The sequence below is a fragment of the Chamaesiphon minutus PCC 6605 genome, from assembly GCF_000317145.1.
Lineage (GTDB): Bacteria > Cyanobacteriota > Cyanobacteriia > Cyanobacteriales > Chamaesiphonaceae > Chamaesiphon > Chamaesiphon minutus.
Genome location: NC_019697.1, coordinates 4,598,697 through 4,624,210, shown reverse-complemented (window position 1 = coordinate 4,624,210; position 25,514 = coordinate 4,598,697). Strand labels below are relative to the sequence as shown.

At 45.7% G+C, this 25,514-nt stretch carries 25 protein-coding genes; 14 read left to right on the top strand and 11 right to left on the bottom strand.

Annotated features, from left to right (window positions below; translation table 11 throughout):
• The first annotated feature begins 5 nt into the window (after window positions 1–5).
• Window positions 6–446, top strand: coding sequence for a DUF2262 domain-containing protein (locus CHA6605_RS31900; RefSeq protein WP_051038951.1), 441 nt, complete (start codon window positions 6–8; stop codon window positions 444–446).
• Between the two features lie 32 nt (window positions 447–478).
• On the opposite strand, the gene CHA6605_RS21105 is transcribed toward CHA6605_RS31900, so the two are convergent.
• A complete protein-coding gene (locus CHA6605_RS21105; RefSeq protein ID WP_015161416.1) occupies window positions 479–1,813 on the bottom strand; it encodes an AmpG family muropeptide MFS transporter in 1,335 nt (444 codons plus the stop codon).
• Between the two features lie 219 nt (window positions 1,814–2,032).
• Between CHA6605_RS21105 and CHA6605_RS35185 the strand changes: the two genes are divergently transcribed.
• Window positions 2,033–2,200 carry a hypothetical protein gene (locus CHA6605_RS35185; RefSeq protein WP_015161415.1) on the top strand — a complete coding sequence of 56 codons (168 nt, stop codon included), beginning with the start codon at window positions 2,033–2,035 and terminating at the stop codon, window positions 2,198–2,200.
• 4 nt (window positions 2,201–2,204) lie between these two features.
• On the opposite strand, the gene sfsA is transcribed toward CHA6605_RS35185, so the two are convergent.
• Window positions 2,205–2,939 (bottom strand): DNA/RNA nuclease SfsA, encoded by a 735-nt coding sequence (gene sfsA, locus CHA6605_RS21100; protein ID WP_157260055.1) that lies wholly within the window; start codon window positions 2,937–2,939, stop codon window positions 2,205–2,207.
• A gap of 373 nt (window positions 2,940–3,312) precedes the next feature.
• Here sfsA and CHA6605_RS21095 point away from each other — a divergent pair, with 373 nt between their 5' ends.
• Window positions 3,313–4,449, top strand: coding sequence for an ISAs1 family transposase (locus CHA6605_RS21095; protein WP_015157748.1), 1,137 nt, complete (start codon window positions 3,313–3,315; stop codon window positions 4,447–4,449).
• A gap of 153 nt (window positions 4,450–4,602) precedes the next feature.
• Here CHA6605_RS21095 and CHA6605_RS21090 read toward each other — a convergent pair whose 3' ends face one another.
• Entirely contained in the window at window positions 4,603–4,929 is a 327-nt protein-coding gene (locus CHA6605_RS21090; protein ID WP_041548362.1) for an Hpt domain-containing protein, read from the bottom strand.
• 231 nt (window positions 4,930–5,160) lie between these two features.
• Here CHA6605_RS21090 and CHA6605_RS21085 point away from each other — a divergent pair, with 231 nt between their 5' ends.
• From CHA6605_RS21085 to CHA6605_RS21075, 3 genes are all read left to right on the top strand, one after another.
• Complete coding sequence (locus CHA6605_RS21085) at window positions 5,161–5,835, top strand: DUF4129 domain-containing protein (RefSeq protein ID WP_015161413.1); 675 nt, start codon at window positions 5,161–5,163, stop codon at window positions 5,833–5,835.
• 65 nt (window positions 5,836–5,900) lie between these two features.
• Complete coding sequence (locus CHA6605_RS21080) at window positions 5,901–7,085, top strand: DUF4350 domain-containing protein (protein ID WP_015161412.1); 1,185 nt, start codon at window positions 5,901–5,903, stop codon at window positions 7,083–7,085.
• A 130-nt stretch (window positions 7,086–7,215) separates the two neighbouring features.
• Complete coding sequence (locus CHA6605_RS21075; protein ID WP_015161411.1) at window positions 7,216–8,160, top strand: AAA family ATPase; 945 nt, start codon at window positions 7,216–7,218, stop codon at window positions 8,158–8,160.
• A gap of 526 nt (window positions 8,161–8,686) precedes the next feature.
• Here CHA6605_RS21075 and CHA6605_RS21070 read toward each other — a convergent pair.
• Complete coding sequence (locus tag CHA6605_RS21070; RefSeq protein WP_015157789.1) at window positions 8,687–9,586, bottom strand: transposase family protein; 900 nt, start codon at window positions 9,584–9,586, stop codon at window positions 8,687–8,689.
• Window positions 9,587–9,706: 120 nt separating this feature from the next.
• Here CHA6605_RS21070 and CHA6605_RS21065 point away from each other — a divergent pair, with 120 nt between their 5' ends.
• From CHA6605_RS21065 to CHA6605_RS21025, 8 genes are all read left to right on the top strand, one after another.
• Window positions 9,707–10,672: an RNA ligase gene (locus tag CHA6605_RS21065; RefSeq protein ID WP_015161410.1), complete on the top strand. Its 966-nt coding sequence runs from the start codon at window positions 9,707–9,709 to the stop codon at window positions 10,670–10,672.
• A 137-nt stretch (window positions 10,673–10,809) separates the two neighbouring features.
• Complete coding sequence (locus tag CHA6605_RS21060) at window positions 10,810–11,658, top strand: phosphatase domain-containing protein (protein WP_015161409.1); 849 nt, start codon at window positions 10,810–10,812, stop codon at window positions 11,656–11,658.
• 467 nt (window positions 11,659–12,125) lie between these two features.
• Window positions 12,126–13,607, top strand: coding sequence for a tetratricopeptide repeat protein (locus tag CHA6605_RS21050; RefSeq protein ID WP_015161408.1), 1,482 nt, complete (start codon window positions 12,126–12,128; stop codon window positions 13,605–13,607).
• 400 nt (window positions 13,608–14,007) lie between these two features.
• A complete protein-coding gene (locus CHA6605_RS21045; RefSeq protein WP_015161407.1) occupies window positions 14,008–15,840 on the top strand; it encodes a tetratricopeptide repeat protein in 1,833 nt (610 codons plus the stop codon).
• A 74-nt stretch (window positions 15,841–15,914) separates the two neighbouring features.
• A complete protein-coding gene (gene trpS, locus CHA6605_RS21040) occupies window positions 15,915–16,922 on the top strand; it encodes a tryptophan--tRNA ligase (RefSeq protein ID WP_015161406.1) in 1,008 nt (335 codons plus the stop codon).
• Window positions 16,923–17,105: 183 nt separating this feature from the next.
• Window positions 17,106–18,002, top strand: a complete 897-nt coding sequence (locus CHA6605_RS21035) for a methylenetetrahydrofolate reductase (protein WP_041548358.1) — start codon at window positions 17,106–17,108, stop codon at window positions 18,000–18,002.
• A 141-nt stretch (window positions 18,003–18,143) separates the two neighbouring features.
• Window positions 18,144–19,412 carry a TolB-like translocation protein gene (locus CHA6605_RS21030; RefSeq protein WP_015161404.1) on the top strand — a complete coding sequence of 423 codons (1,269 nt, stop codon included), beginning with the start codon at window positions 18,144–18,146 and terminating at the stop codon, window positions 19,410–19,412.
• A 115-nt stretch (window positions 19,413–19,527) separates the two neighbouring features.
• Entirely contained in the window at window positions 19,528–20,274 is a 747-nt protein-coding gene (locus tag CHA6605_RS21025; RefSeq protein WP_015161403.1) for an SIMPL domain-containing protein, read from the top strand.
• A gap of 125 nt (window positions 20,275–20,399) precedes the next feature.
• Here the strand turns inward: CHA6605_RS21025 and CHA6605_RS21020 are convergent, their stop codons facing one another.
• From CHA6605_RS21020 to CHA6605_RS20990, 7 genes are all read right to left on the bottom strand, one after another.
• On the bottom strand, window positions 20,400–21,167 hold the full coding sequence (locus tag CHA6605_RS21020) for a beta-carboxysome assembly protein CcmO (protein ID WP_015161402.1): 768 nt from the start codon (window positions 21,165–21,167) through the stop codon (window positions 20,400–20,402).
• A 228-nt stretch (window positions 21,168–21,395) separates the two neighbouring features.
• On the bottom strand, window positions 21,396–21,743 hold the full coding sequence (locus tag CHA6605_RS21015) for a carbon dioxide-concentrating mechanism protein CcmK (RefSeq protein WP_015161401.1): 348 nt from the start codon (window positions 21,741–21,743) through the stop codon (window positions 21,396–21,398).
• 296 nt (window positions 21,744–22,039) lie between these two features.
• Window positions 22,040–22,366 (bottom strand): carbon dioxide-concentrating mechanism protein CcmK, encoded by a 327-nt coding sequence (locus CHA6605_RS21010; RefSeq protein WP_015161400.1) that lies wholly within the window; start codon window positions 22,364–22,366, stop codon window positions 22,040–22,042.
• A gap of 175 nt (window positions 22,367–22,541) precedes the next feature.
• Window positions 22,542–22,994 carry a hypothetical protein gene (locus CHA6605_RS21005; protein WP_015161399.1) on the bottom strand — a complete coding sequence of 151 codons (453 nt, stop codon included), beginning with the start codon at window positions 22,992–22,994 and terminating at the stop codon, window positions 22,542–22,544.
• Complete coding sequence (locus tag CHA6605_RS21000; RefSeq protein ID WP_041549756.1) at window positions 22,991–23,656, bottom strand: ParA family protein; 666 nt, start codon at window positions 23,654–23,656, stop codon at window positions 22,991–22,993. Before CHA6605_RS21000 ends, CHA6605_RS21005 begins: the two co-directional genes overlap by 4 nt.
• Window positions 23,649–24,287, bottom strand: coding sequence for a beta-carboxysome scaffolding protein CcmN (locus tag CHA6605_RS31895; protein WP_015161397.1), 639 nt, complete (start codon window positions 24,285–24,287; stop codon window positions 23,649–23,651). The genes CHA6605_RS21000 and CHA6605_RS31895 overlap by 8 nt, the downstream gene beginning before the upstream one ends.
• Window positions 24,288–24,509: 222 nt before the next feature.
• A complete protein-coding gene (locus CHA6605_RS20990) occupies window positions 24,510–25,481 on the bottom strand; it encodes a RuBisCO small subunit-like domain-containing protein (protein ID WP_015161396.1) in 972 nt (323 codons plus the stop codon).
• Window positions 25,482–25,514: the final 33 nt, after the last annotated feature.

Sequence of the window (25,514 nt, the reverse complement as noted above, 5' to 3'; positions counted from 1 at the left end):
AATTAATGAAATATCCCGATATTGAATGCCCAGAATTAGGAGTGCTGCGCTACGAGGAAGACTATGACTGGTATAAAGGAAAGTTTAAAATTCAACAATCGGATATTTCGATTCAGCTTTCAACTGATGCAGAGAATTCCGTAACCTCTGCACTTACAAGGGCTACTAATCTAGTGGGGGAGTTAGAAAACTATGCCCAGTTAGCTAAAGAGTACGCGGCTCAAGGGTTGCTACAAGTTAAGAATGAGACGTGGATTGATGATGAAGATGAAGAGCCATTAACACCCGAACAATTTCAGCAACGGATGACACTTGAGTCTATTTGTATCGATTCAGATGGTGAAGTATCCTTCTATCATAATGATGGCGATCTGTTTTGGGGACATTGTATTTTAGTGACTATGAATAGTGAAAATCGTTTTATTGAAGCTGAGATTGCGGGTTGAGTCGATCGATGACACTAGCGATTGTTAAGCACCTACTTATCTTGCCTGGAGATAGCATCTTCAGGACTATTCGTATTCCAAGGTGCCATGAAAAGCAGCATCACCATCCCTGGTAATGCTATTGCTAACGTAACCAAAAAGAATCCTCCCCAGCCAGTTAATCCAGCTACGTCAGTCCCAACTCCGAGCTTAGTTGCCAGTTCCCCCGCTGCTGGCCCAGCAATTAGATCTCGACCTACCGCCATCAAACTGGATAACAGTGCAAACTGAGTAGCTGAAAATTCGGGATTGCATAGACTCATTAGATATCCCACAAAACCTGCAACAGCTAGACCACTACAAAAATTTTCGACATTAATCGCCACTACCATCGCCGAGAGATTCTTGCCACTTAAGGCCAAAGCGTAATAAGCCAAATTACTCGCAGCTTGTAAACCGCCAAAAATCCATAAGGAGCGATTGATGCCTAATTTACTTAAGAAGGAGCCGCCAGCCAGCGTACCAACGATCGTCGCAATTAGACCCATCCCTTGTCGAATATTCCCGATATCTGTATCACTAAAGGTCAGCCCTTTGGCACCGAGAAAAGGAACCGCCATTTTAGCTACCATGGCATCGCCGAGCCGAAACACCACAATAAAAATTAAAACTAAAATAGCTTGTTGGGTACCCAAGCGGCGGAAAAATTCCAGAAAAGGCTGCACGACAGCTTCGCCAATATTTTTTGGGGTAACATGGGCTTTTTCATTGGGCGCGATGAAAGAACCCACGATCCCAATCCCCAAAAATATCGCCATGACACCATATACCGATGCCCAGCCAATCCGATCCGCCAAAACGAAGGCAATCCAACCCGTTAGCAGTAAAGCCACTCGATAGCCCAACAGAGCCACAGATGCGCCAGCTCCCACTTCTAAGGTGCTAACGACATCAGTTCGGTAGGCATCAACGGCGATATCCTGGGTAGCACTTAAAAACGCCATTGCCACGGCGGTAATCGAAACTAATTGCAGGGCATTATTTTTACCTGCGGCATCTAATCCCGCAATTACCCCCATCTGACTGGCCAAAAACATAATTGTGACAATTAGCCCAATTTGAGCAGCCAAAATCCAGCCCCGCCGACGTCCCAACAAAGGTAGTCGAAGATAGTCAATTAATGGCGACCAGAGAAATTTGAGCGAGTAAGGTAGACCCACTAAACTCAACCAACCAATGGTCTTGACGTCAAATCCAGTCTTGGTCAGCCATGCTCTAAAAGCATCATCAGCTAGAGCATATGGTAAACCAGAGGCAAAGCCAAGTAGCAAGATTGCTACCATTTTTCGACTGTTAAATACTGCCAAGTATGAAGAAATTGACTTCATGATGCATTCCTTAATTTAGTTAATTGAACTCGCAGCGATCGTCCTATTTTTAGGTAATCTCTCAAATAGACAATGCTTAGAACAATCGTAGTTCAAAGTGTTCGATACAAACCAAGTGAGTCAGAGGACTAGATCGAGAACCAGATTTTAAAGATATCTAAGTTAATTTTTGTTACAATCGCTAAATATATCCATAATTCTGTCTGCGTACCTAAAGCTATGACTTTCTTTCGTCAAAATGTCGCGCCGTTCCTCATTTTATTAGTATTTCTTTTTGCCCTAGTAGCTGTAAGCGCGCGGATCTTCTTACCTTCAGACATGTCAGGTCCAGCACCATTAACAGGATCGGTCTCGATCCAAAACGTCCTGATGTTAGTAAAACTGTAATAAGTTAGAGGATTAGTTCTGCTAATCCCAAATATTCCACCCCTTCAGGTGTAATATTGAATCGACAAGGCAGTACTTCTAGACCCTTGGCTACTGCCGTCCGTAGCAATCGACCATAAACGGGATCGGTAGTATCGCCAGGAGAGAATTTGGTCTTGTCGCCGCGATTTATCAAATAGAGCATCGCCGCCCGATATTCGGGCATGACATCGATGAGTTCGCGCAGGTGTTTTTGACCTCTAGTAGTTTCGGTATCGGGGAAAACTGCCATATCCCCGATCGACCAAGTAGTATTCTTCACTTCTAGATAGATCGATCGATCTCCACCAGACAGCAAAAAGTCGATCCTGCTGCCCCCATTTTGACCGTAGACTACTTCCGATCGAATGGTTTGATATGTTTCGAGTTCGGGAAATAAATGTTGTTCTAGAGCGATTTTGATGAGCTTGTTGGGCAATGCAGTGTTAATGCCGATCCACACGCGATCGATTTCAATCATTTCCCAAGTGTAAGCTAGTTTACGCTTAGGATTATCGTGAAACGATACCTGCACGGGCGCACCAATTTGACAGACTCCAGTCATGGGGCCAGTATTCGGACAATGAGCGGTGATGAGTTCGCCTGTCGCTAGCTCTATATCTGCAAAAAATCGCTTGTATCGTTTGACGAGAATGCCGGAATAGAGTTGAGGATAGGTATAAAGCACGATCTCGACATATCGACTGCTAACAGTAGCCAACAATAATTATTAGTAACCCAACAACACTAGCGATTAGGATGGCAAGATCGCATGGACAAATTATTGGCTGAAAACCTAGATTGCAAGCTTGCTATTTGCTATTTAACTATAACTGTCTGCGCCAGCCTAGTTAACAACCCGCTCGACTATAATTTAATTCTTACTTGCTAAATAACTTTCCAACCGACCCAGATCGATCTCCATTTGCTCCACCAACGAAGCCGTACAGGGTGAACGCACTTAAATCTTATATTATTAAAAACACTTAGAAACTAGATGTAAATTTGATTCATCAAAGATGTGAAATCTATACCCGTCGATAGCTTTAGCTAATTAATTGTGTTAAGTTGATTTGGAACTAATATCATGTAAAATGAAGCTGAAGCCTAAGCATAGTATCGCAGAACACTTTGACGACATAGAAGACATTAGGATTGAACGTGGAAAAAAACATAAACTAATCGACATCATCACGATCTCCATTTGTGCTGTAGTATGTGGGGCGGACGGATGGATAGATATAGAAATGTATGGTATAGCCAGAAAAAAATGGTTAGAAAAGTTCCTAGAACTACCGAATGGAATCCCATCTCATGATACATTTGCTAGAGTATTTTCACAAATTAATCCTGATGAATTTAATAAATCATTCCTGAGTTGGATTAAAGGAATAAGTAAAATAACCGCAGGAGAAATAATTGCCTTTGATGGAAAACAATCTCGAAACTCAGGAGATGAAAAGAATGGTCAAGGTGTAATTAATACAGTCAGTGCCTGGGCTGCAAGTAATAGATTAGTATTAGGTCAAAAGAAAGTAGAAGGAAAATCTAATGAAATCACAGCACTTCCCGAACTGATTCAAATCTTGGATTTAGCAGGATGTATCGTTACCATCGACGCAATGGGATGTCAAAGAGAAATAGTCAAAAAAATCGTCGAAAAAGATGCAGATTATGTAATTGCTGTAAAAAAGAATCAACCGACCTTGTACAAACAAGTAAAGCAGCTATTTAAACAAGCAATTGAAACTCAGGGAAAAGACCTCAACCTGAGTAGCTTCAACAGTAGAGAGATGAATAGAGGTAGAGAAGAAATTCGTAATTATTTAATGATAACAGATGTTGCGGAGCAAATAGATCCACTGCAAAAATGGAAAAAGTTAACTAGTATTGGCATGGTAGAATCAGTTCGAGTTGTCGGCGGAAAGACGAGTGTAGAAACTCGTTATTTTATCAGTAGTCTAGAGAGCGATGCTCAAAAATTAGCAGAGGGAATTAGAAGTCATTGGTCGATAGAAAATTCTCTTCACTGGGTGCTTGATGTTGCTTTTAAAGAAGATGATAGTCGAATTAGGAAAGATAATGCTCCAGCTAATTTTGCGATTTTACGACATATAGCAGTTAACATAATTAGTGAAAATAAAAGTCGAAAGTTAAGTGTTAGAAGTAAGAGATTCTTGGCGACACTTGACGAAGAATATTCAACTGAACTTTTAGAAGCTATTTTGTAATTTATTTGCACTAATTAATCTCGGCTTGACTAATGAGTTGGTCGAGCTTTCTGCTACACTAAATTAAATTAATCGGATCTCATGTTTGATTTTAGTTTCAATTGGCATTGTAATAAGTGCAATTAGTTAGTAAGTACGATTGAGTTAGCTATTCTAGTTTTGATCGATCGAATTACACCCGATTTTGATGCGTTCACCCTGCGAAGCCGTATCAGTCGTCGTTTGCTCTTTGGCTAGCTGCTCGATTTGTTTGGCTAGTGCTGTAATACTTACGACGCCTACATTAGCACTGGCACCTTTGATGTAATGAGCTTCATGAGCGATCGCCACTACATCGCGATCGAGCACGGCTTGGCGAAGATCTGTGATATGCAGTTTGACATCTTCTGCCAACATTGTGAGTAATTCTAATTCAAATTCCGGGTCATCTTCCGAAACTTGATGTAATTGTTCCCAGTCAATATCTATGAGATCGTTCATTGGCTGATGCAGTTGTGAATGTAAGCTAACTCCGATCGCTATTCTATCCTTTCGATCGTCCCTTCGGCTTTAAATAGGCTTTAGGTTCTAGAGAGCAGGGAAGAGGGGGGGACGAGGAGACGAAGGAACCAAGAGACAGGTGGAGAGGGAATCGTTCTTTTACCCATTACACATCCACCCATCTCCCCATCTTCCAAATTGACTGGTTGTACAATTTCCTCCCCATCTAATATGATGGACGAGATACAATGTGTTGCGAACCAGCGTAGCTACCACAAATATATGTCCACTGCGGCTGAAAAAACAAGTTGGCGATGGCAGTTGGAACAACTCCAACAGCAATTGGGAGAATGGATTGAAGTCAAGTTGAGATCGGACGATCGAGATTTAAATCTCGATATCTTTCCACCCTGGTTGGGGCCATTATTAGTCCAAATTGTGTGGTTGATCTTAGCTGGATTAGTCATTTGGATCGGCTATCGCATCATCTATCCCTACTGGCAAAATTGGTTGCAGCAACAAAAAGATCGATCGAACTCGACGTTAGATCGCTCGCCAGCAAAAGTCTACACGGTAGCAGAGTTACTAGCTCAGTCCCAACAGTTTCAGCAAGATGGCGACTATACTCAAGCGAGTAGATGGCTGTATTTGGCACTGCTGCAAAGATTGAATGACGCCAAGTTAATTCCGCATCAATTTAGCCGCACCGATCGCGAATATCTTCAGCTATTAAGTGCCGTTCCAGTTGCAAATGTGGGAGAGGTCTTAGTATTGCTTCACGAACAACTGCATTTTGGCGATCGACAAGTTTCAAGTGCCGATTTCGATCGATGTCAACAAGCTTATCGACAAGTTGAGAATCAGTTGATAGTTGATAGTTTAGAGTTAGGAGTTGGTTGCTTGTAATTTCAGATGATACTTATCATGTTCGACTGGCGTTGCCTTACTTAAGAATTAATAACTAGTTATTTATGACAGATTTTAAGAAGTTATTAAAACAGTATTGGCAATTATTGTTGCTAGGAACGATCGCGATCGTTTTAATTACGATCGTCAGTGCTATGAGTGGGGATGGCAGACAGCAAGGATCGAGTTATAGTATCGCGGCAAATGGTTATAGTGAATGGTATGGCATGATGTCCGAACGTGGGATTAAAATCCAACGTTGGCAACGATCGTTTCTCCAACTTACACGCGAGCCTCAATACCAATCGGAAACAACACTCCTGCAAGTCAATCCTCAATTAGAACGATTGGAACTAAGCGATCTCCAGAAAAAATGGATCGGTAGTGGCAACACGCTCGTTATTTTAGGTGTAACAGCACCAGCTTGGGAAATTCCATTTCGATCGGATCTAGAGAGTCCTCAAGGCAATGTGCGAATTGAAACTACTCGGAGATTTAGAGCCGATCTTGCCAGAATTGGCTTGCCTAAAGATGCTTTTGGCGAGGCAAATTTGAAAGATCGTGCTGGTAGTGTTGTTTATGGATTTAGAATCGGTAAAGGGTCGCTTTATATAGCAACGACATCATATTTAGCAGCCAATGCCTATCAAGATTTTCGACCGAATTATGAATTACTCGCCGAACTAGTTACTAAAGAGCAGAAGCAAGTATTGGTAGATGAATATATTCATGGCTATGTAGAACGCAAACCCAAATCAGCGACTAATGCTCGACAAGATCGAACGGAATCGCTCGATCGCGAAACAGATGGCGATGCTCTAGAATATCTAGCTGGTACGCCCTTAATTGTTGTCTTAATGAATATCCTGCTGGGTATATTAATATTAGTGTGGCAGCAAAATCGTAGATTTGGTAAAGTTATTATCCCCAAACAGCCAGAAATTGATAATAGCGAAGCATATATTCAAGCACTTGCTGGAGTCCTCAGCCAAGCCAACAGCAGTGAATTTGTAGTCCAAAATATCGGTAGAGCCGAACGCTTGGCTTGGCAACAAAAATTAGGGTTGGGCAAAGATCGATTGGTAGAACCACAGACATTAATTACCGCCTGGGAAAATCAGACTAAATTACCGACCGAAGATCTCCGCTTTGTTTTACAATTAACCACGGCAGCACGACGCCTGACACCTGCCGAATTAACAAGCTGGTTGACAAAAGTCCGCACGATCGATCGACAGCTTAGGGGATAGGGGATAGGGGATAGGGGATAGGGAATAAGAGGACGCTTGCGTCCAAATTCCATTACCCATTACCCATTCCATTACCCATTAACCTCTCCTCTAACCCCTATCCCCTATCCCCTATCCCCTATCCCCTAAAATGACACACGAAATATTCGATCGACTCGGCAATGCTTTACAAGAAGTTGTATTCGGACAAGAAGAGACGACAAAACAACTTCTTATTGCTCTGCTAACGGGCGGTCATGTTATTTTGGAAGGAGTACCTGGAACTGGAAAAACGATGCTTGCCAGGGTACTATCGCAACTAATTCAGGCAGACTTTAGGCGGATTCAACTCACTCCAGATATTTTACCCGCAGACATTTTGGGTACGAATATTTTCGATCTTAAGAGTCAAGAATTTATCCTGAAAAAAGGGCCAATTTTTACGCAGATTCTGCTGGCTGACGAAATCAACCGCACCCCACCCAAAACCCAATCGGCACTACTCGAAGCAATGGCGGAAGGGCAAGTTACCCTAGATGGCGAGACGATGGTGTTATCAGAGCTATTTTGGACGCTCGCGACTCAAAATTCTCTCGAATTTGAAGGCACATATCCATTACCCGAAGCGCAACTCGATCGATTTTTATTTAAGCTCATCGTCGATTATCCCGCCGCAAGTGCCGAACGCGAATTGCTAGCCAGCGCACGACTGACTCAGCCAGGAGCCAGAGTAGACGCCAAAAAATTGCAACCTGTCGCCACCGTCGCCGACTGTCTGGCTGCACGCAAATCGGTACAACAAGTCACCGTCAACGAAAATGCGATCGATTATCTGCTCGCACTAGTTCAACAAACGCGCCAACACCCCGATCTCAGTCTGGGAGCCTCTCCCCGCGCTGCTATTGCCTGGTTACATGCTAGTAAATCTGCCGCATGGCTCGATCGACGTCAGATGGTAGTACCCGATGATTTCAAACAAGTTGCTATCCCCTTATTGCGCCATCGGTTAGTATTACGTCCCGAAGCTCAATTAGATGGTTTGGAAATAGATACTGTGATTGCAGGTGCGATCGATCGAGTGCCTGTGCCAAGGTAGTTGATAGTTGATGGTTGATAGTTGATAGTTGATAGTTGATGCTGTCGTGGGGTTGGAAACCCCCGCTAATGTTGCAAAGTCCGCCTACGCGGACTAATTAATCAGTCCGCGTAGGCGGACTTTGCATCACCAGTCCCGATTTTAATCGGAGGCTCCACCTTAAATTGTGAATAGTTCGGGGTATCCCCTGAGTGGAACGATCGCTCTTGCCTGTATCCCAGTTACGGCAAGTATTTGAGCGATTAAATCGAAGGTTGGCTGGGGGGAAGGTCGATCGAGTAAGTTAGATGTATCCAAAAATCTAACATTTAAAGTAGCTTGACTAATTTACCATTCGATCCCGAAACATTAGACCTATCCTAAAACCTGTGTAGCAGACTCAGCATAGGTTCCGAACGATAGACACTTCACAGTGTATTCTATATGTTTCCCCAATCAGTTCTAGGAGTCCAGCTAATTACTATTAAAAACTAGCCCATTAATTGCCATTTTGTATTTTTTGTATTTACGAGCTTCTTTACTATCGTCAAACTGCTAAAATCAATGTTCCCAGTCGCAATCTAACTAATCCACATATTGTTAGTATTACTTCTTCATATTTATTCCCCTTCATCCGGAATCTTTCTTTGGCCGCCCTAAATATCTTGATTAGGCGAATGACATGTTCTACATATATTCTTTCACTAGATATTTCCTTGTTCACCTCTTTTTGTAGATCTGTTAATTCTTTTCCTCTTGGCTTCTTCTGAGGAATTTTGATATTAATACCACCTTGATATCCTTTGTCTCCGGTAAATTTCTGCTCAATATTAAATTTCTTTTGCTGTTCTCTAAATATACTAATATCACTAGTCTTACCTTGTTTGCCCACCTCTACATCGACTAAATCTTTTCCTGATGGTAATGTAATTACCTGCCCTTTAAATGTGTGTTGCTTTTTCTTTCCTGAATAATATTCTTTCTGCACCTGATTGTCTTCAGGTCTTTCTCTCGGCTGTTCCCAACTATCTACAATCAACTCATACTCGGCGAGCATTTCTTTCACCACTGCCAATTCTTCTCGGTCTTTTCTTGCTCCCTCTATTAGGCTAGATGGTAGTATTTTTCTCAGGATTTTTATCCAGTAATTAAATGTATCATTCGCTTCTGTTTTGGAAACACTAAATTGCAACCCTAGGATTTCAAATGTCGGCAAATGCCTTAGATAAAATACACACAAACATATTTCTTCCTCTAAGGTGAGTTTTTTAGGTCTCCCTCCTCCTTTTTTATTAATCCTAATCTTTTGTTTTTCATGTGCCAATCTTAATCTTTCTTCCTCAATTTTTGCAATCTCTACTAATGCCGACCACTGCTCGTAATTAATTCCGATAATTTGCTTTGTTCGTTCTGGATAGTTTTCAATATATTCTAGTGGATTTTTCATTATGGCTAAAATACTATTTTACGATTTTAGTGCCTTTTTTGTCCATGAATTATATTTCGGATAGGTCTATTACCGACTCTGATCGAGCAAGGATATATTACTCGCCAAACTCATCCGAGCTTGCCGCTGACGATTTATAACTATACCGCCAAGGCGCAATTCGATCGCTATTGGGTGGCTGCGACACTGCACTGTCGGGGGTTAGTATTAGATGATAATTATCACCCGATCGCTAGACCTTTACCAAAGTTTTTTAATCTCAGCGAACATCAGGGTCGGCTGCCAGATGGCGTACCAGATATCTACGAGAAGCTCGATGGATCGTTAATTATTCTGTTTTACTATCAAGGTCGATGGGAAGTGGCGTCAAGAGGCAGTTTTGCCTCAGAACAAGCACAAATGGCACGGGTATTATTTGCTAATTATGCAGCCGATTTAGATAAACTCGATCGAGCGCATACCTATTTATTTGAAATTATTTACCCTAGCAATCGGATCGTTGTAGATTATGGCACGGCGCAGCGATTAGTCTTATTAGCGGCTGTTAATACTCACACGGGCGCGGAATTAGACCTAGCGCAGGTAAACTGGATCGATCGATCGCAAACTTATCCAGCGACGACTTTACCCGAATGGATTGAATCTGTAGAGGCAAATCAATCCGAACTAGCCAACCAAGAGGGTTTCATTCTCAAATGGCCAAATGGCTTTCGGCTCAAATACAAACTCGCCGATTATGTCCGACTGCATCGGATTATTACCCGAGTTCAAGCCAAAGATATTTGGGAATGCCTCAGCCAAAACCAGAACATAGAACAGTTTCTCGATTCCGTACCCGATGAATTCTACAACTGGGTCAAAGATACCAAACTCGAATTAGAGACAAAGTATCGCGAAATTGAAACCGAATGCCAGCAAGCCTTCAAAGATCTAGGTGACAGACGCCAAACAGCCATGTATTTTCAAACCCAGAAATATCCTGGCGTCTTATTTCTGATGTTAGACGGTAGAGACTACAGCCAAGTCATCTGGAAACTCATCAAACCCAGCTATGAGCGTCCGTTTCAGTTAGGGGATAGGGAATAGGCTTTAGGTTTTAGGCTTTAGGCTTTAGGCTTTAGGTTTTAGGCTTTAGGCTTTAGGCTTTAGGCTCTTCTCTACTCTCAAATCCGCAATCCGCAATCCGCAATCCAAAATCCAAAATCCAAAATCCAATCTCCCTTATGTCCCTTAAACTTATCCTGACCAAAGGCTTACCCGCAAGCGGAAAGACCACTTGGGCGAAAGAATATATCCAGAAATATCCTGAGACTGCGAACTTGTGCAAAGACGATCTGAGATTGCAGTTGAGCGGTACGAATAAACGCGAAAAACGGATTATTAAAGTCCGCGATTTATTGACGGAGCATTACTTCGAGCAAGGTTATTCGGTAATTTGGTCGGATACCAATCTCAATCCCGTCCATCTGCGCCGAGCGACGGAATTAGCCGCGCAATATGGAGCCGAACTGAAGATCCAAGATTTTACTGACGTACCGCTAGCTGAGTGTATCCGCCGCGATTTAGTCAGATCGAATTCGGTAGGGAAACAAGCGATCGAGCAGATGTATTATGACTATTTACACGCACCCGCATCGCCACCACCGCGAGATCCGCAATTACCCGATTGTTATTTAGTCGATATCGATGGTACCTTAGCCATCAATCTGAGTCGTTCGCCGTTTGCATGGGAGCGCGTCGGTGAAGATGGACTCAATCCGACAGTGGCACAGACGATCGCAAAATTAGGACGAGATACCGATATCGTACTCTTATCCGGTCGATCGAGTGTCTGCTACGACCTGACTGTAGCGTGGTTAAAAGAACACAATATTAACTACAAAGATCTATTCATGCGTCCGGCTGACGACAACCGTCCAGATGATATTCTGAAATCAGAATTATACTATTTTCACATTCGAGATCGATACAATGTAATCGCCGTCATCGACGATCGACCAAAAGTGTGTAGAATGTGGCGAGATCTGGGCTTGAGCGTTTTTCAGGTTGGAAATCCTGACTACGAATTTTAAGTGATTATAGCTAAATGTAATTCGACGTACCAAATACTTATTGTAAGGTTACAAACTACTGGATGAGTGAAAATTAAATACTAGAAAAACTAGCACAACAGTAGCAAGAATTTATCTATCGTTGGGCATAGTAAGTAAGTGACCAGCCAAGTCTTGTCTAAAAATACACTCTGGCAGTGCGATAGTTTTTGCGGGCGATCCTATCGCTCGTTGGTGCAGCTTCCCGGAATGGGAATCGCACCGAAATGGTCGGTGGCGACGCACAACTCCAAAAGTGTACGGATTTGGAGCGATTCACATGGTGATTTGTCGAATGTGCTCTTCTTCTGCCTGCGATCTCACCCGTCGGCGCAATTGGATTTCGAGCGACAAATCAGACCAAATCGAACTTCGATGGTCAGCCGCGATCGCTACTGTGCCCTGGCAAATTGTCTTCTGTTATAGCAATCTTGACAAATCTACCATTTATGTCGGACTCTCTCACCAAGTTGACAACCGGACAAACACTTTACTTGCCCAAGCAGCAGATCGATACCCAAGTTCAAAAATTGTGTCAACAGGGTAACGACAGTGCCTTCAGGGGCGAGCACGAGCGCGCGATCGATTGCTATACTAGCGCACTCGCGCTCGATGCCAGTTGCGTACCTGCTTATTGTGCCAGAGGTGATTCATGGCTAGAGCGCAAAAATTATCGACAAGCTGAGGCTGACTATCTAACTGCACTCAAACTCAGCCCAGTGCTGGCGGTTGCTAATGGGGGATTGGCAAAAGTGTATTATGCAACAAAAGATTATCCCGCAGCACTAGAGGCGTGTACTCGCGCCATCCATAGAGATCCCGAAAATTTGGATTTGTATCACTCGCGCGCGCTAATTAACAAAAAACTCGGCGACGATCGAGCCATCCTCGTCGATTGTAAATTTATTCTCGAACAGCAACCTAGCGATATTTCCGCACGCTGGTTGAATGCGCGTGCGCATTTTCAGCTCGGTAGTTATCAACTGGCAATCTTTAATTTCGATCGGTACCTCAATCTCCAAACTGAAGACTTTTACGCTTATTATTATCGCGGGATTTGTTGCGAGCGATTGGGTAATTTCACCCAAGCCACGATCGATCTCGATCGGGCGATCGCCATCGAGGATGATTTAGCAATTTTATATCGCCGACGCGGACGGATTCGCCAACAGTTGGGAGACTTTACAGGCGCGATGGCAGATTACGATCGGGCGATCGAACTCGATCCGGAAATGGCTCAAGCTTATAGCAATCGTGCCGATATTTATATCAATCGCGGCGATTATCCCCGCGCACTGCTTCAGTGCAACCAAGCTATCCGCTTGAATCCCCGGCTTACCACGGCTCACTATCAGCGCGGAGTGATTAATACCGAAGTGGGCAATCTTCATGCGGCATTGGCTGACTATCATCGACTAGTGCAGATCGATCCTCAAGACATTAATGCCTATATTCAACGAAGCTGGATCTACTTTCGCCATGGTGAATATCCCGCAGTGATGGAAGATTGCGAACGCGTGCTCTCACTCGATCGCAACTCGATCCCGGCGAATTATTTAATGGGAGTAGTGCAATCTCTATCCGGTTTCAAGCAAGAAGCAATTTTTAGCTTGACAAAGGTGATGGATTATCAGCCTAGTTTTATTTGCGCCCTGTATCATCGCGGTTTATTACATCACGATCTTAAGAATGAGAGTAAAGCAATGAGTGATTTTGCGCTCGCCCAAGAAATTCAAAATCTCGGTTTAGACAGTACCGTAAACCGAGATGAGACGGGATTGTATGCTGAAGGTTTAGCTCTATATCATATGGGACAACCCGATACGGCAAAAGTTATTCTCCATCAAGCAGCCTTAGTCGCCCAAAAGCTAAAAAGTGCTGTTTTTCACCGTCAGATCGCATTTACGATCGAAGCTTTGGGGATGGAGTAAATGAATTTTAAAATGGATTCTCGCAACGAACCGTAGTTAACAGTATTTTCCACAGTACCGATCGCCATAGCCGTCGATCGCGACGATCGATAAGCGACAGCCTATTTTCCTCAGACTTTTTCAGAGTTCAGAAGACGGCTACTGGATATTAAAATTCTAAATAGTCGTGTAAATACGGAGCCGATTTATCGATTCTTTAGTTAAGATTAAAAAAAAGTTCCCGCTCGATGCTTGTGTGTCGGATATGTATCTTAAACTACCGCAGAATATTCACAGTAAATTTCCAAACGTACAACCCTATTAGAGTAAAGATTCTTAGTAGTGGAACGAGTATTGCTGAAGTTATTAACTAGCAGCATGACATTTACTTAAATTGATTTTTTAAAAAGATGCCCCGGTTATGTCAAAACCCCATTCTCCTTCTACCGCTCCAGAATTTACCGCTCAACCTGATGACTCAGATATTTTAGGTATTTCTACTCCGGCTACCAAACCACCAGCAGAACATAGTGAAGATCCCTGGGGGATTGAGGATACATCAATCGAATTGCAACAGCGTTATGCCCCAGACTTAGATGATGAAGATCCTTGGGCTAGCGATACGCCGACTGCACCGCCCGTAATTTTACAGCGTCAGATCCGCCCTCGCTCTACCGTCCAGCCATCGGTAGCTACTGCCCCTGCCGCCAAAAAAGACCCACCCCAAGAGCGCGATTCACGCCCCACACCAACTGCCTCGGCAACCGCTAAAGCAAAGCCAGCCGCAACGCAACCAGAAGTAGCTCGACAAACCGTAGATACACCGACGATGTCAGCTCGGGTGACAGCACCCGCACCTGAGATCGATGCCCCAGCCTTTACTGGCAATGATTTGGCACTCAAATACTGCGAAAGTGGCCGGAAGGCACTCGCTGCCAAAAATTATGCCCAGGCTAGAGTGTCATATAAAGTAGCGATCGAATGGAATCCCAATTTGGCCGCAGCGCACAGTGGGATGGCTCAAATTTACTTGGAAGCCAAAGACTATGAAGGTGCTTTAGCCGCCTGGGGTTTGGCAATTAAATGCGATCCTGCCCAATTAGACTTCTACTATCAGCGCGCCACGATCTCCAAATTATTTAAGAATTACTATCAAGTTTTAGCAGATTGTAAATACATCCTCGAACGCAATCCCGAAAATGCTCCCGCTCGCTGGTTGAATGCCATCGCCCTAGTCAAGCTGGAGAATTATCAAACTGCCTTATCTAGCTTAGATCTGCATATTAAAAATTACCCCCAAGATCCCAATGGCTACTGTTATCGGGGCATCTGTTACGAAAGATTGGATCGACTGCCGCAAGCATTAGCTGACTTAGATCGAGCGATTTCATTACAAGCCAACCAACCCGTATTTCATCACGCTCGCGGACGAACTCGCCAAAAAATGGGCGATCTCAAAGGTGCATTGGCAGACTTCAATCTAACGATCTCCCGCAAACCCCAAGCCCCAGTCTACGACGACCGCGCCGAAGTTCACCGCTGTTTGGGCGATCGAGAAGCAGCCCGGAAAGATTGCGATCTGGCGATCGAATTAAATCCGAAATTTATTAATGCTTATTTTAGACGCGGCTTAATTTTTGTCGAGCTAGGCGATCTCGAATTGGCATTATTAGATTTCGATCTAACCATCGATCTCGATTATCAACATACAGAGGCTTATATTCAAAGAAGCTGGATTCATTTCCGCCATAATGATTATCGTCGTGCCAAACAAGATTGTCAGACAGTTAAAGGGATAGAGCCTAATAATTTTTGGGCTAATTATATCGCTGGAGTTGTCGATAGTTTATCTGGATTAAAACATAGCGCGATCAAAAATTTCACCACCGCAATCGAGATTGCCCCAAATTATGTTTCCGCTCGCTACCATCGCGGCGTCGTCTATCATGACTTAGGCGATACCCGCAAAGCTATGACTGACTTCGAGCAGGCTCGATCGATTCAAGATCGCGGGCTAGAACGATTAGTCGATCGCGATGAAACTGGATTTTATGCTGAGGGTTTGGCACTCTATCATATCGGCCAATCAGAAGCCGCTCGCACGGTACTGATCTTAGGCGCATTGTCTGCCAAACGCTTTAACAACCCCAGCTTCCACCAAATCATGCAAAGTAAAATCGAGAACTTGGGACTAGCTTCGGGCGAACTTTCCGAGACGGCATCCAATTCTTGCTCCTTGCAAGCAAAAGGCTAGCACCCAGCCGCAAATGCTATAATAAAACACCATTACCAAAAATCGACCGACTTGGCTGCGGTAGAGCCATTTTTATGACTAAGAAACGTGTTTTATCTGGCATTCAACCAACTGGAAATCTACATTTAGGTAATTATTTAGGTTCGATCCGTAACTGGGTCGAGCAGCAACATAATTATGAAAACTATTTTTGCGTAGTCGATCTTCATGCAATTACTGCTCCCCACGATCCGCAAACTTTAGCTCCTAATAGTTACACGATCGCGGCTCTCTATTTAGCCTGTGGCATCAATACTGAAGATGCCAGTATTTTTATTCAATCACACATTCCCGCCCACAGCGAGCTAGCTTGGCTCCTAAATTGCATCACGCCTTTGAATTGGTTGCAAGACATGATTCAATTCAAAGAAAAGGCAATCAAGCAGGGCGAAAATGTCAACGTCGGACTCTTAGATTATCCCGTATTAATGGCTGCGGATATTCTTTTATATCAAGCTGATAAAGTTCCAGTTGGTGAAGATCAAAAGCAACACTTAGAATTGACGCGCGATATTGCTGCCAGATTCAATCGTCAATTTGCCAAAAAGCAGCCAGTTTTAAAACTACCCGAAGCTCTCATTCAAGCTGATGGATCTAGAGTAATGAGCCTAACAGATGGCACTAGAAAAATGTCAAAATCCGACCCATCAGATTTGAGTCGAATTAATTTACTAGACTCGCCAGAACTAATCCAGAAAAAAATCAAAAAGTGCAAAACCGATCTCGAACTTGGCTTGAACTTTGACGCGATCGATCGACCTGAATGTCGCAATTTGCTTACACTATATATGCTGATGTCTGGCAAAACCAAAGCAGCAGTCGCCACCGAGTGTCAAGATCTGGGCTGGGGTCAATTTAAGCCCCTATTAACAGAAGCCACGATCGAACACCTCCGCCCGATCCAAACCAAGTATCAAGAAGCAATGGCAGACAAAACCTACTTAGAATCTGTCCTTAGCAACGGCAGAGATCGCGCCGCCACTATCGCCGAGCGCACTCTGGCTGATGTTAAAGCAGCCATGGGTTTTTCGGTTAGAGGGTAGTGAATGGTGGATAGTGGATAGTTTTCGCTTAGAGGGTAGTTTTTGGTTGCTGAATTTTAGGCTCTATCAACCAGGACGCCTGCGTCCTTGTTTAAACTCACTATTCACTATCCACCATTCACTATTCACTATCCCATCTCTCATCTCCGATATGATAAAAGATGTAGTTCTCCAGGTGCGATCGTGAACAATTTTCGGCAAGCTGCAACTGCTGGTGAGTTCCTAATTACAGCGGAAGTCGCTCCGCCCAAAGGTGGAGATGTCGCTCACATGGTGCAGATGGCAAACTGTCTTAAAGGACGCGTTCATGCTGTCAATATCACCGATGGGAGTCGAGCGGTAATGCGGATGTCGCCATTTGCGGCGTCGCTGATCTTGCTCCAGCAGGGCATCGAACCAGTGTGCCAATTTGCCTGTCGCGATCGCAATCGGATCGGACTTCAGGGCGACTTATTGGGCGCACATGCTTTGGGCATTCAGAATATTTTAGCCCTCACGGGCGACCCGATCAAAGCAGGTGATTGTCCCACCGCTAAGGCCGTATTCGACCTAGAAGCCGTCAGATTGTTAAAAATCGTAGATAACCTCAATCGCGGCCTCGATGGCAACGACAAGCCCCTTCCTGACGGGGCTGTAGATTTATTTGTCGGTGCGGCGGTAGATCCGCAGAGCAAGAGCATATCGGGTTTGCAGCGACGATTCGAGCAAAAAGTGGCCGCAGGTGCCCAATTTTTCCAAAGTCAGCTCATTACTGATTTTGAGATCCTCGATAAATTCATGAATCGCGTCGCCAGCGGTTATGACAAGCCAGTACTCGCCGGAATTTTTCTGCTCAAATCTGCCAAAAATGCCGAATTTATCAACCGGAACGTCCCGGGAGTAGAAATTCCCCAAGAGATTATCGATCGATTGGCTCGATCTCCAGAACCACTGCGTGAAGGGATTCAAATTGCAGCCGAACAGGTACAGTTAGCCAGTAAGCTCTGTCAAGGCGTGCATTTGATGGCTGTCAAGCGCGAAGATCTGATTCCCCAAATTCTCGATTTAGCCGGAATCGCACCACTGAATCTTAAATCCTAGCTATTAACTAGCGACTAATTCGGAAAAATTTCGCTGACAATGAGATCTCTTGGTACTAGTTGGGGAACAGTATAAACAGCATATCGGGTATTCTACCAGACCCGAACTGCCTACCAGCTAACGCTTACTGAAGACCGTCACATGAGTTTTAATTTTGCATACCTATCGGGAGGTAGACTTTACCTTAAATTGGGTCAAGCCAATGTCCAGACGATTATTAGTGAGTTTGGGCAAGCGGTACAGCAACGAGAGTTCCAGACGCAGCAGCGCAATGGCTGGAAGCAAAAAAGTATGACAGCAAATTTGATGTCTGGGGGGATGTCCGCAGATGGAGATCGGCATCGCGCCGCCAGAGGTGAATCTTCATCTTCTTCAGGCGTTTCTGTTGCCGTACAAGGTGTTTGTCCGACTAGTGCCGATCGTCTACTTTACACCCTCGAAGCTGGAGAAGTCGGCGGGATTTTTACACTCGAACGGTTTGCTGGTACGATCGATGTCTTGGGTAAAGCCACACCCTTAGATACTCGCCCCAGAACCAGAGAGAAAAGATTATTCCATAGTGCAGATTTTAAAGTCGATCGAGTCGATTTTCATCCCGAATATCAGTTAATTGCCTGCGCGGCCATTGCCAAAGATGGCAGCGCAAATATCGCGACGATGCCTGTAAATTCCGTCCATTTGGTGCAGGCTACCGAAGGCGACTCACTCGATCTGGCTCCCAAATGGATTCCGGGTTTCCGCAAGGCGATCGTCTTTCAGTCTGCTGGCATCAGTCGCGATGAGTCAGGTTGTATTATCGAACAAAAGCATTCGACCATCGAGCAACTAGATCTCGATCGACAAGAAGTTGTTACGCTCGCCAGCGACCCCAAATACGACCTTCTCAGCCCCCAAATGACTGCCGATGGCACTTTGTACTATATCCGCCGTCCCTACGTGCCCTTGCGCCAGCGAGCGCGGTTTTCTCAAGTGCTCAAAGATACCTTGCTGATCCCCGCACGTCTAGTCACAGCAGTGTTTGAATGGCTGAATTTTTTTACCCGCCGTCACACGGGTAAATCGCTTTTGGCAATATCCCAACCCCGCCGAGGTAGAGCACAGCAAATGCAATTGTTGGGTCGCTGGGTCGATACTGCCGCTCAAATCGAGCGCAATCGGCGATTTGGCGATGCCGACTCTCCCGCCATCGTCCCCCGCTCGTGGGAATTAGTCGAACAATTTCCGCACCGCGAACCCAAAGTTCTCGATCGCGGCGTCTTAGCTTTCGATATCGGCGCAGACGGTCAAATTGTCTACAGCAACGGTAGTGCCATTTATGGCATCGTCCCAGGCGGCGTCGCCCAGCGGCTAGTTGTCGATAATTCAATCGAGCAAGTCGTCATTTTGGATCTGGATAATCATCTTAATTAAAAAGCCTACCCGTCCACTCTTCCGGAATCCTTACTCGCGCAGTGTAGTTGGCATTGAGGATGGTGAAAATTTCATCATCTGCAACAACTTATTTTGTGTGTGTGAGTCACAATTAATGGAAAGCATTGGATCGCGCGATCGATTTCCTCAGTTATTTGCCGGATTAGCCTTATTATCTGCTTCAGCGATCGCCAGCTCATTTTTATGGGCGGGAGCCATTGGCAATATGAAGCGAGTGGATGATGCCTTGGTCATTACTGGTTCTGCCAAACGACCGATTAAATCAGACTACATTGTCTGGCGAGTAACGCTGACAAGTCAACAACCGACTACTCAGGCTGCTTATCAACAACTGACAGGTTGGATCGATCGAGTCCAAGCCTATCTCAAAGCCGCAAACGTTCCGGCTAGTGAGATTTCGCTCGGCTCTCTATCAACTGTTTCGGTTCCGGAAGTGACCGATGGTCGAGAAACGGGTAAAACGCTTTCTTATAGACTTACTCAACAACTCGAAATTCGATCGAATCAAGTAGATCGTTATGCGAAACTATCGCAGGAAATTAACTCCCTAATTAACGAAGGGATTGGCATTACCTCCGAACCACCAGAGTATCTTTACAACAAACTCAGCGAACTGCGGATCGAGATGGTGGCTGAAGCTACCAAAGATGCCAAAGCCAGAGCCGAATCGATCGCCCAAAGCACTGGCAACCGCGTCGGTCGCGTTCGCAGTGCCGATACTGGCGTATTTCAAATCACTCCCCGCTATTCAACTGCTGTTAGTGGTGAGGGTAGATACGATACTAGCTCGATCGATAAGGATATTACCGCCGTAGTCTCGGTAAAATTTGGCATCGATTAAAGGGGGGTTAGGTGTAAACCAACCAAAAACGAAGCCTAGCCGACTTGTATGTATAGTGTATGAGTGATGATACAAGCAACTGTTGTGCTACGAAGACTGAGAATCGTAGATTAGCTCGACAACATCTAGTTATCTAGCGATTCTCGGTTTTCGTTTAATTTTAGCGGCTCGGCTTCGACGACTTCCACTTCGACCATTGGTGCAGTTTCGACGACGGGGACATTAACAACTTGTGGCAAGCGTAACGGTAGTACTAGTGGCTGTTCGGGAATCGTCAGTACGGGTTCGAGCCAATAACTAGCCGTCGGAATCGTCCGCTCTAAATCTTCTAGGGGTCTGGGAATGACCATGATCGATCGTAGTTCGCCAATCTGCTCGGCGGCTGACATGCCGACATCGAGCGCGATCGTGACGTTGGAGACGGTACCGCGAATGATGGCGGTACAAAAGCCAGCACCCGTTTTTTCATAGCCAGCAACATGCACATCTGCTGTTTTGAGCATCGCATCCATCGCGCCGACCATCGGTGGGAAACCGCGAGTTTCGAGCAGACCGATAGCCAGATTGCTGAGTTTGCTTTTGCTGACAATTTGTGCTAGCAATCGATCGCTAATTGGCAGGACGGCATCGAGATTGGGAAACGGACGGGAAATTACCGATTTGGAGATCAATTCATCCATCTGCTCGGCAACTTCTGCGCCTGCGGCTACTGCCAATTTCACGTCCGGAAAGCGACCCCGAATTACGGCGGTACAATAACCATTGCCAATCTTTTCATAACCTACTAAATGGACGGCAGCAGATTTGAGCATCATATCTGCCGTTCCCACCATCGCCGGAAAGCTGCGAGTGGATACTAACCCGATGGCACTTTCAGCATGAATATTGGACATGACTGGCTGTGAGAGTCTCCCCAAGGGTAAATTTAGTGGATAGTGAACAGAGTAGATAGCGATTTGCGTAACTCCTACGGAGTGGCTGTGCCTCCGGCAGGCTACGCCAACGCCAACGTCGGGAAACCCGACGGTTTAGCAAATCAAGACAGTAGATAGCGAACCTAGCCTTGCTCTACGATGGCGATCGGCTAACATCGAAACTATCCTTTAGATGAGTGCTAGCTACTAGCTAATGCGACCTTCAACTTGAGCGCGAAATTCTTCGACTTCTTCAGTATAACCAATTGGCAAAATTCGCTCAACGTTGGGATGCGGACGCGGGATGATCACCCAAGATTCTAAGGTTCCACCGTACACTTTTTCGACCACATCGACACCAGCCGCCATTGCTTGCTTGACTTCGGAGACATCACCGCGCACGTTGACGGTGAAACGGGCACTACCAGCCCTAAGGTATCCGACTAGAGTGACGCGTCCTGCTTTGAGCATCGCATCAGCAGCGGCTAAGACAGCGGGAAACCCTTTGGTTTCGATCGAACCAACTGCCTGTTGAGAACTCATGGAATCAGCCATTTAAATATAAACTCCTAAAATAAATTATCGATCGCATACTAGATTTACTAAAAGCGGGGAGCGGGAAGCGGGGAGTTGGGAGAAGACAAATAAATTAAATGATTAATAACTTAGTCAGGATTTAGCAGTTTAGATATTGCCATAGTTGCCCACACTAACCGATAGCTTCACTATCCACTGTCTTGATTTGCTAAACCGTCGGGTTTCCCGACGTTGGCGTTGGCGTAGCCTGCCGGAGGCACAGCCACTCCGTAGGAGTTACGCAAATCGTTATCCACTATCCACTCTTCACCAAATTACACCCAAAAATCTTCTGATGCCGATGTATAGTGAATTGGTAATACGCTATCTACATTGCCAGTTGGATGCGGAACGATATAGTGACTCACTACTCCGCCACGTTTAGCTTCTTCACCCGCGCGGACGCCAGCCGCAACAGCTTGTTGCACCTCAGATACAGTTCCGCGAACCGCTACGATAAACTCAGCGCGCTCTGCTAAACCAAAGTACACTAAGGTAACATTTCCGGCTTTAACCATGGCATCAGCAGCGGCTAAGACGGGGGGGAATCCGTCGGTTTCGATCGTGCCCACTGCCTGAGCGGAACTTCGCGCATCAGCCATACAAAATACTCCTTACAAAGATCGACAAATAGCCAGCATAAATTGGTTACGAGGTAGAAATAGGCTCTAACTGGATTGTGTTTTTCATCCAGAAAGTGACAATAGTCAATCGCTAGAGTCGTTGGCAGAGCCTCTGCAAAGCAGAATTGCTACGTTCGTCACCAGTCGTTCGCCATTAGTCGAGCCAGCCGATATCGGTGTTGGCGCGACGACGAGCTGTTTCCTCACGGGATTCGGTCGGACGAGCCGTAATTGAAGCATTGGATCTGGATGTATCTTGTTTGACGATTGCCGCACTCTTGTTCTTAGCGGGTGCTTGGTTTTGTTCTACTAGCTTGAGGATTTTTTCTTGAGCTTCTTTCAATTCTTTAGTGACAGCTTCGAGTTGCTGCTGTTGCTGTTTGGCTTCTTTCTCTTGAGCCGCTTTAAGTTGGGCGATGGTAGCGGCATCATCGTTATTAGGGGGAGTCATGTCGGTAGTATTATTAGTAGTTGTTGGCGTAGGAGTGGTTGGGGGGTTTTGAGGAGTATTGTTGGGGGCAGCACTCCGTTCGGGGATGACCAATGGTTGCTGCATTTCTTGCCGCAATACATCAGCAGGTGAAGATCTTTTTTTTCTAACAGTCATATTTTGCTCCAGTCTTTCCAGATTTCATTGACGACACAACGGTAGTCTGCGGCTGCGGGTGCGGCTGCTTGACTTTTAAATTGACTGATGGGCAAGCCTGCCATCGCCGCCCGTTCGTGAATTTTCAAGTTCCGAATTACTGTATAGTAAACCGGAATCTGACACTCTAATAAGGTTTGTTGTGCTTCTTGAGCTTCTCTCAAACCGCGAGCATTCACTTTAGTCAACAGGACGCGATGGCCGATTTTCGTGGGCAGAACCACCTGTCTGACCGTGCGAATCAATGCCGCCAGATCCATTGGAGCTGGCGGGGTTGGCAAGACTAAGTAATCGGCGATTGGCAAAATTGCGGCTAAAGCCACCGAGTCGAGTGCTGGCGGCATATCGACCACTACAATGTCATAATCAGCCCACTGTTGGCGACTGACACCCGTTAGATCGGTTAACTCTTGGGTTTTGAAGCCTAAATCTACACCATCGGATTGCTTGACCCACCAACTTGCCGACCCTTGCGGATCGGCATCGACTAGCAGCACGCGATGATCTTCTGCAAAAATCGCTGCTAGATTGACGGCGGTCGTGGTTTTACCGACACCACCTTTCCCGTTCAACACGATCGTAATTTTGGTTGATGTCAGTTTGGGTGGTTTGGGTTTAGTCATTGGTTCGGCCATCGGGGAAAAGGTGACGTTTGAGTCGCTCGAAGTTGGCACGTCCAGCGACCGATTTAGCAGATTTGCGATCGATTTCGAGTGTCACTGTCAGCGTTTCCGCTCGATCGGGAGAATTGTTAACGGCAGGGTCTGCCACAGCGGGAGTCTCGATTTTTGGTGTATCCCAAGCATCGGTAGTATCCCAAAGATCTCCTGGTTCTGCGGTTTTGGCGGCTGTTGGTGCGACATCAGCCGCTGGTGTCTCTTCAACGACCGATACCTCACCGCGACTGCGATCTCCTAGCAGCGAATGAGGTGGAATTGCCGCACCCTCTTCGATCTGCGGATCGATCGCGGTTGTCCCCGCACCGATACAAGCATTGCGCTCGATCGAGCCGCTACCCAGAATCAGTACGCCTCGACCCAAGCAAACTCCCGCACCAATTTCTAGATTTCCGCCTGCTGCGTGAACGATCGTCCCCGCACCAATACATACCCCAGCCCCGATCGTAATCTGACTGTTCGCTTCGGCTTGAAGTAAGACTCCAGGCGCGATCGCGGCACTCGGATCGATCGAGACATTACCATTGAGATGGACGGGGACTACCTCCCTAGATAAAGATCGGAACTTAGTTAGCATGAGGATCGATCGAGGGAGCGCAAAACAGGGGTCTACCAGCGAAGCCGAGCGGCTGCCATTTACTTAAAGTTAAGTTTTGGCAATTGGGATAATTTGGACGTTCTAGAGCTGCACCTGGGCATAACGAGCTGTTAGCTAGGACAACTATCGATCGGCATCAGCTTTGGCTGACTTTTAGGCTCCAACTGTTTACTGGTAACTTTTTGCCGTTTGCCGTTCGTGTTACTTTTGAGGGCGTTGGATGATTTCCTCATGAACGCGACGTCTTGCTTGGGTATCGATCCCAATCAGCCGCACGTATTCGCCTTCATGCTCGTGTAAACAAGTCTCTAGTTGTGCGACTGCATCTTGGAGGCGAGTGGCCGATACTGGCTTACAAGTGTGCCAAGAGCTACTGCGGAAGCGACGGCTATCGGCATGTTCTGTACCGATCTGGTAGCTATTTTCCAGCAGGCGACGTACGGAGGCAACGACTTCGGCACTGAGGGAGGTTTTGATATTACTACTCACACTCGATCCACCATAGGAGCTACTAAATGAGCTAGTTTTTTGACTGCTACCGCCGCCAATACTGAGTGTTACTGGCTCTCCTGGTTTGTGGATGACTAATTCGACGACCCGACGACGCGCGTGAGTATCGATGCCGATCAGCCGTACATAATCGTCTGGATGGTTGGCTACTAGCTCACTTAGCATGGCGATTGCTTCGGCATCGCGAGTGCCTTGATAAGATGGTCCACTCGTCCAGGAAGTGGCGCGATAGCGGCGAGGATCGGCAAACTCTGTGCCGATCCGACAACCCTGACTCAACAGATCCCGAACCGCACGAGCAACATCAGTGCCACCACCATTGCTGACGGAATTACCGCTGCTAGCAACTGAGGTTTTGCCGCCATTGATCTTGGTATTACTCACTTGGGTCACGGCACCATCGGGACGTTGAATCATCAACTCCAACACCCGCGTGCGCGACTGGGTATCGACACCGAGTAGTTGCACGTATTCACCTTGGTGCTCGCCGAGCGCGCTAGCAATACTAGCGAGGACAGTGCTTTCACTGCCTTGGGTGACTGTCGCACTTTGCCACGAGCCAGTCCGAAAACGGCGAGCATCGGCGTATTCTAGCCCCACGCGGTAGCCTTGACTTAATAACCGCCGAATCTGTTGGCGGACGCTATCACTAATATCACTCATATCTTCGGTTCTGTGTTAAATCATCAATAACTT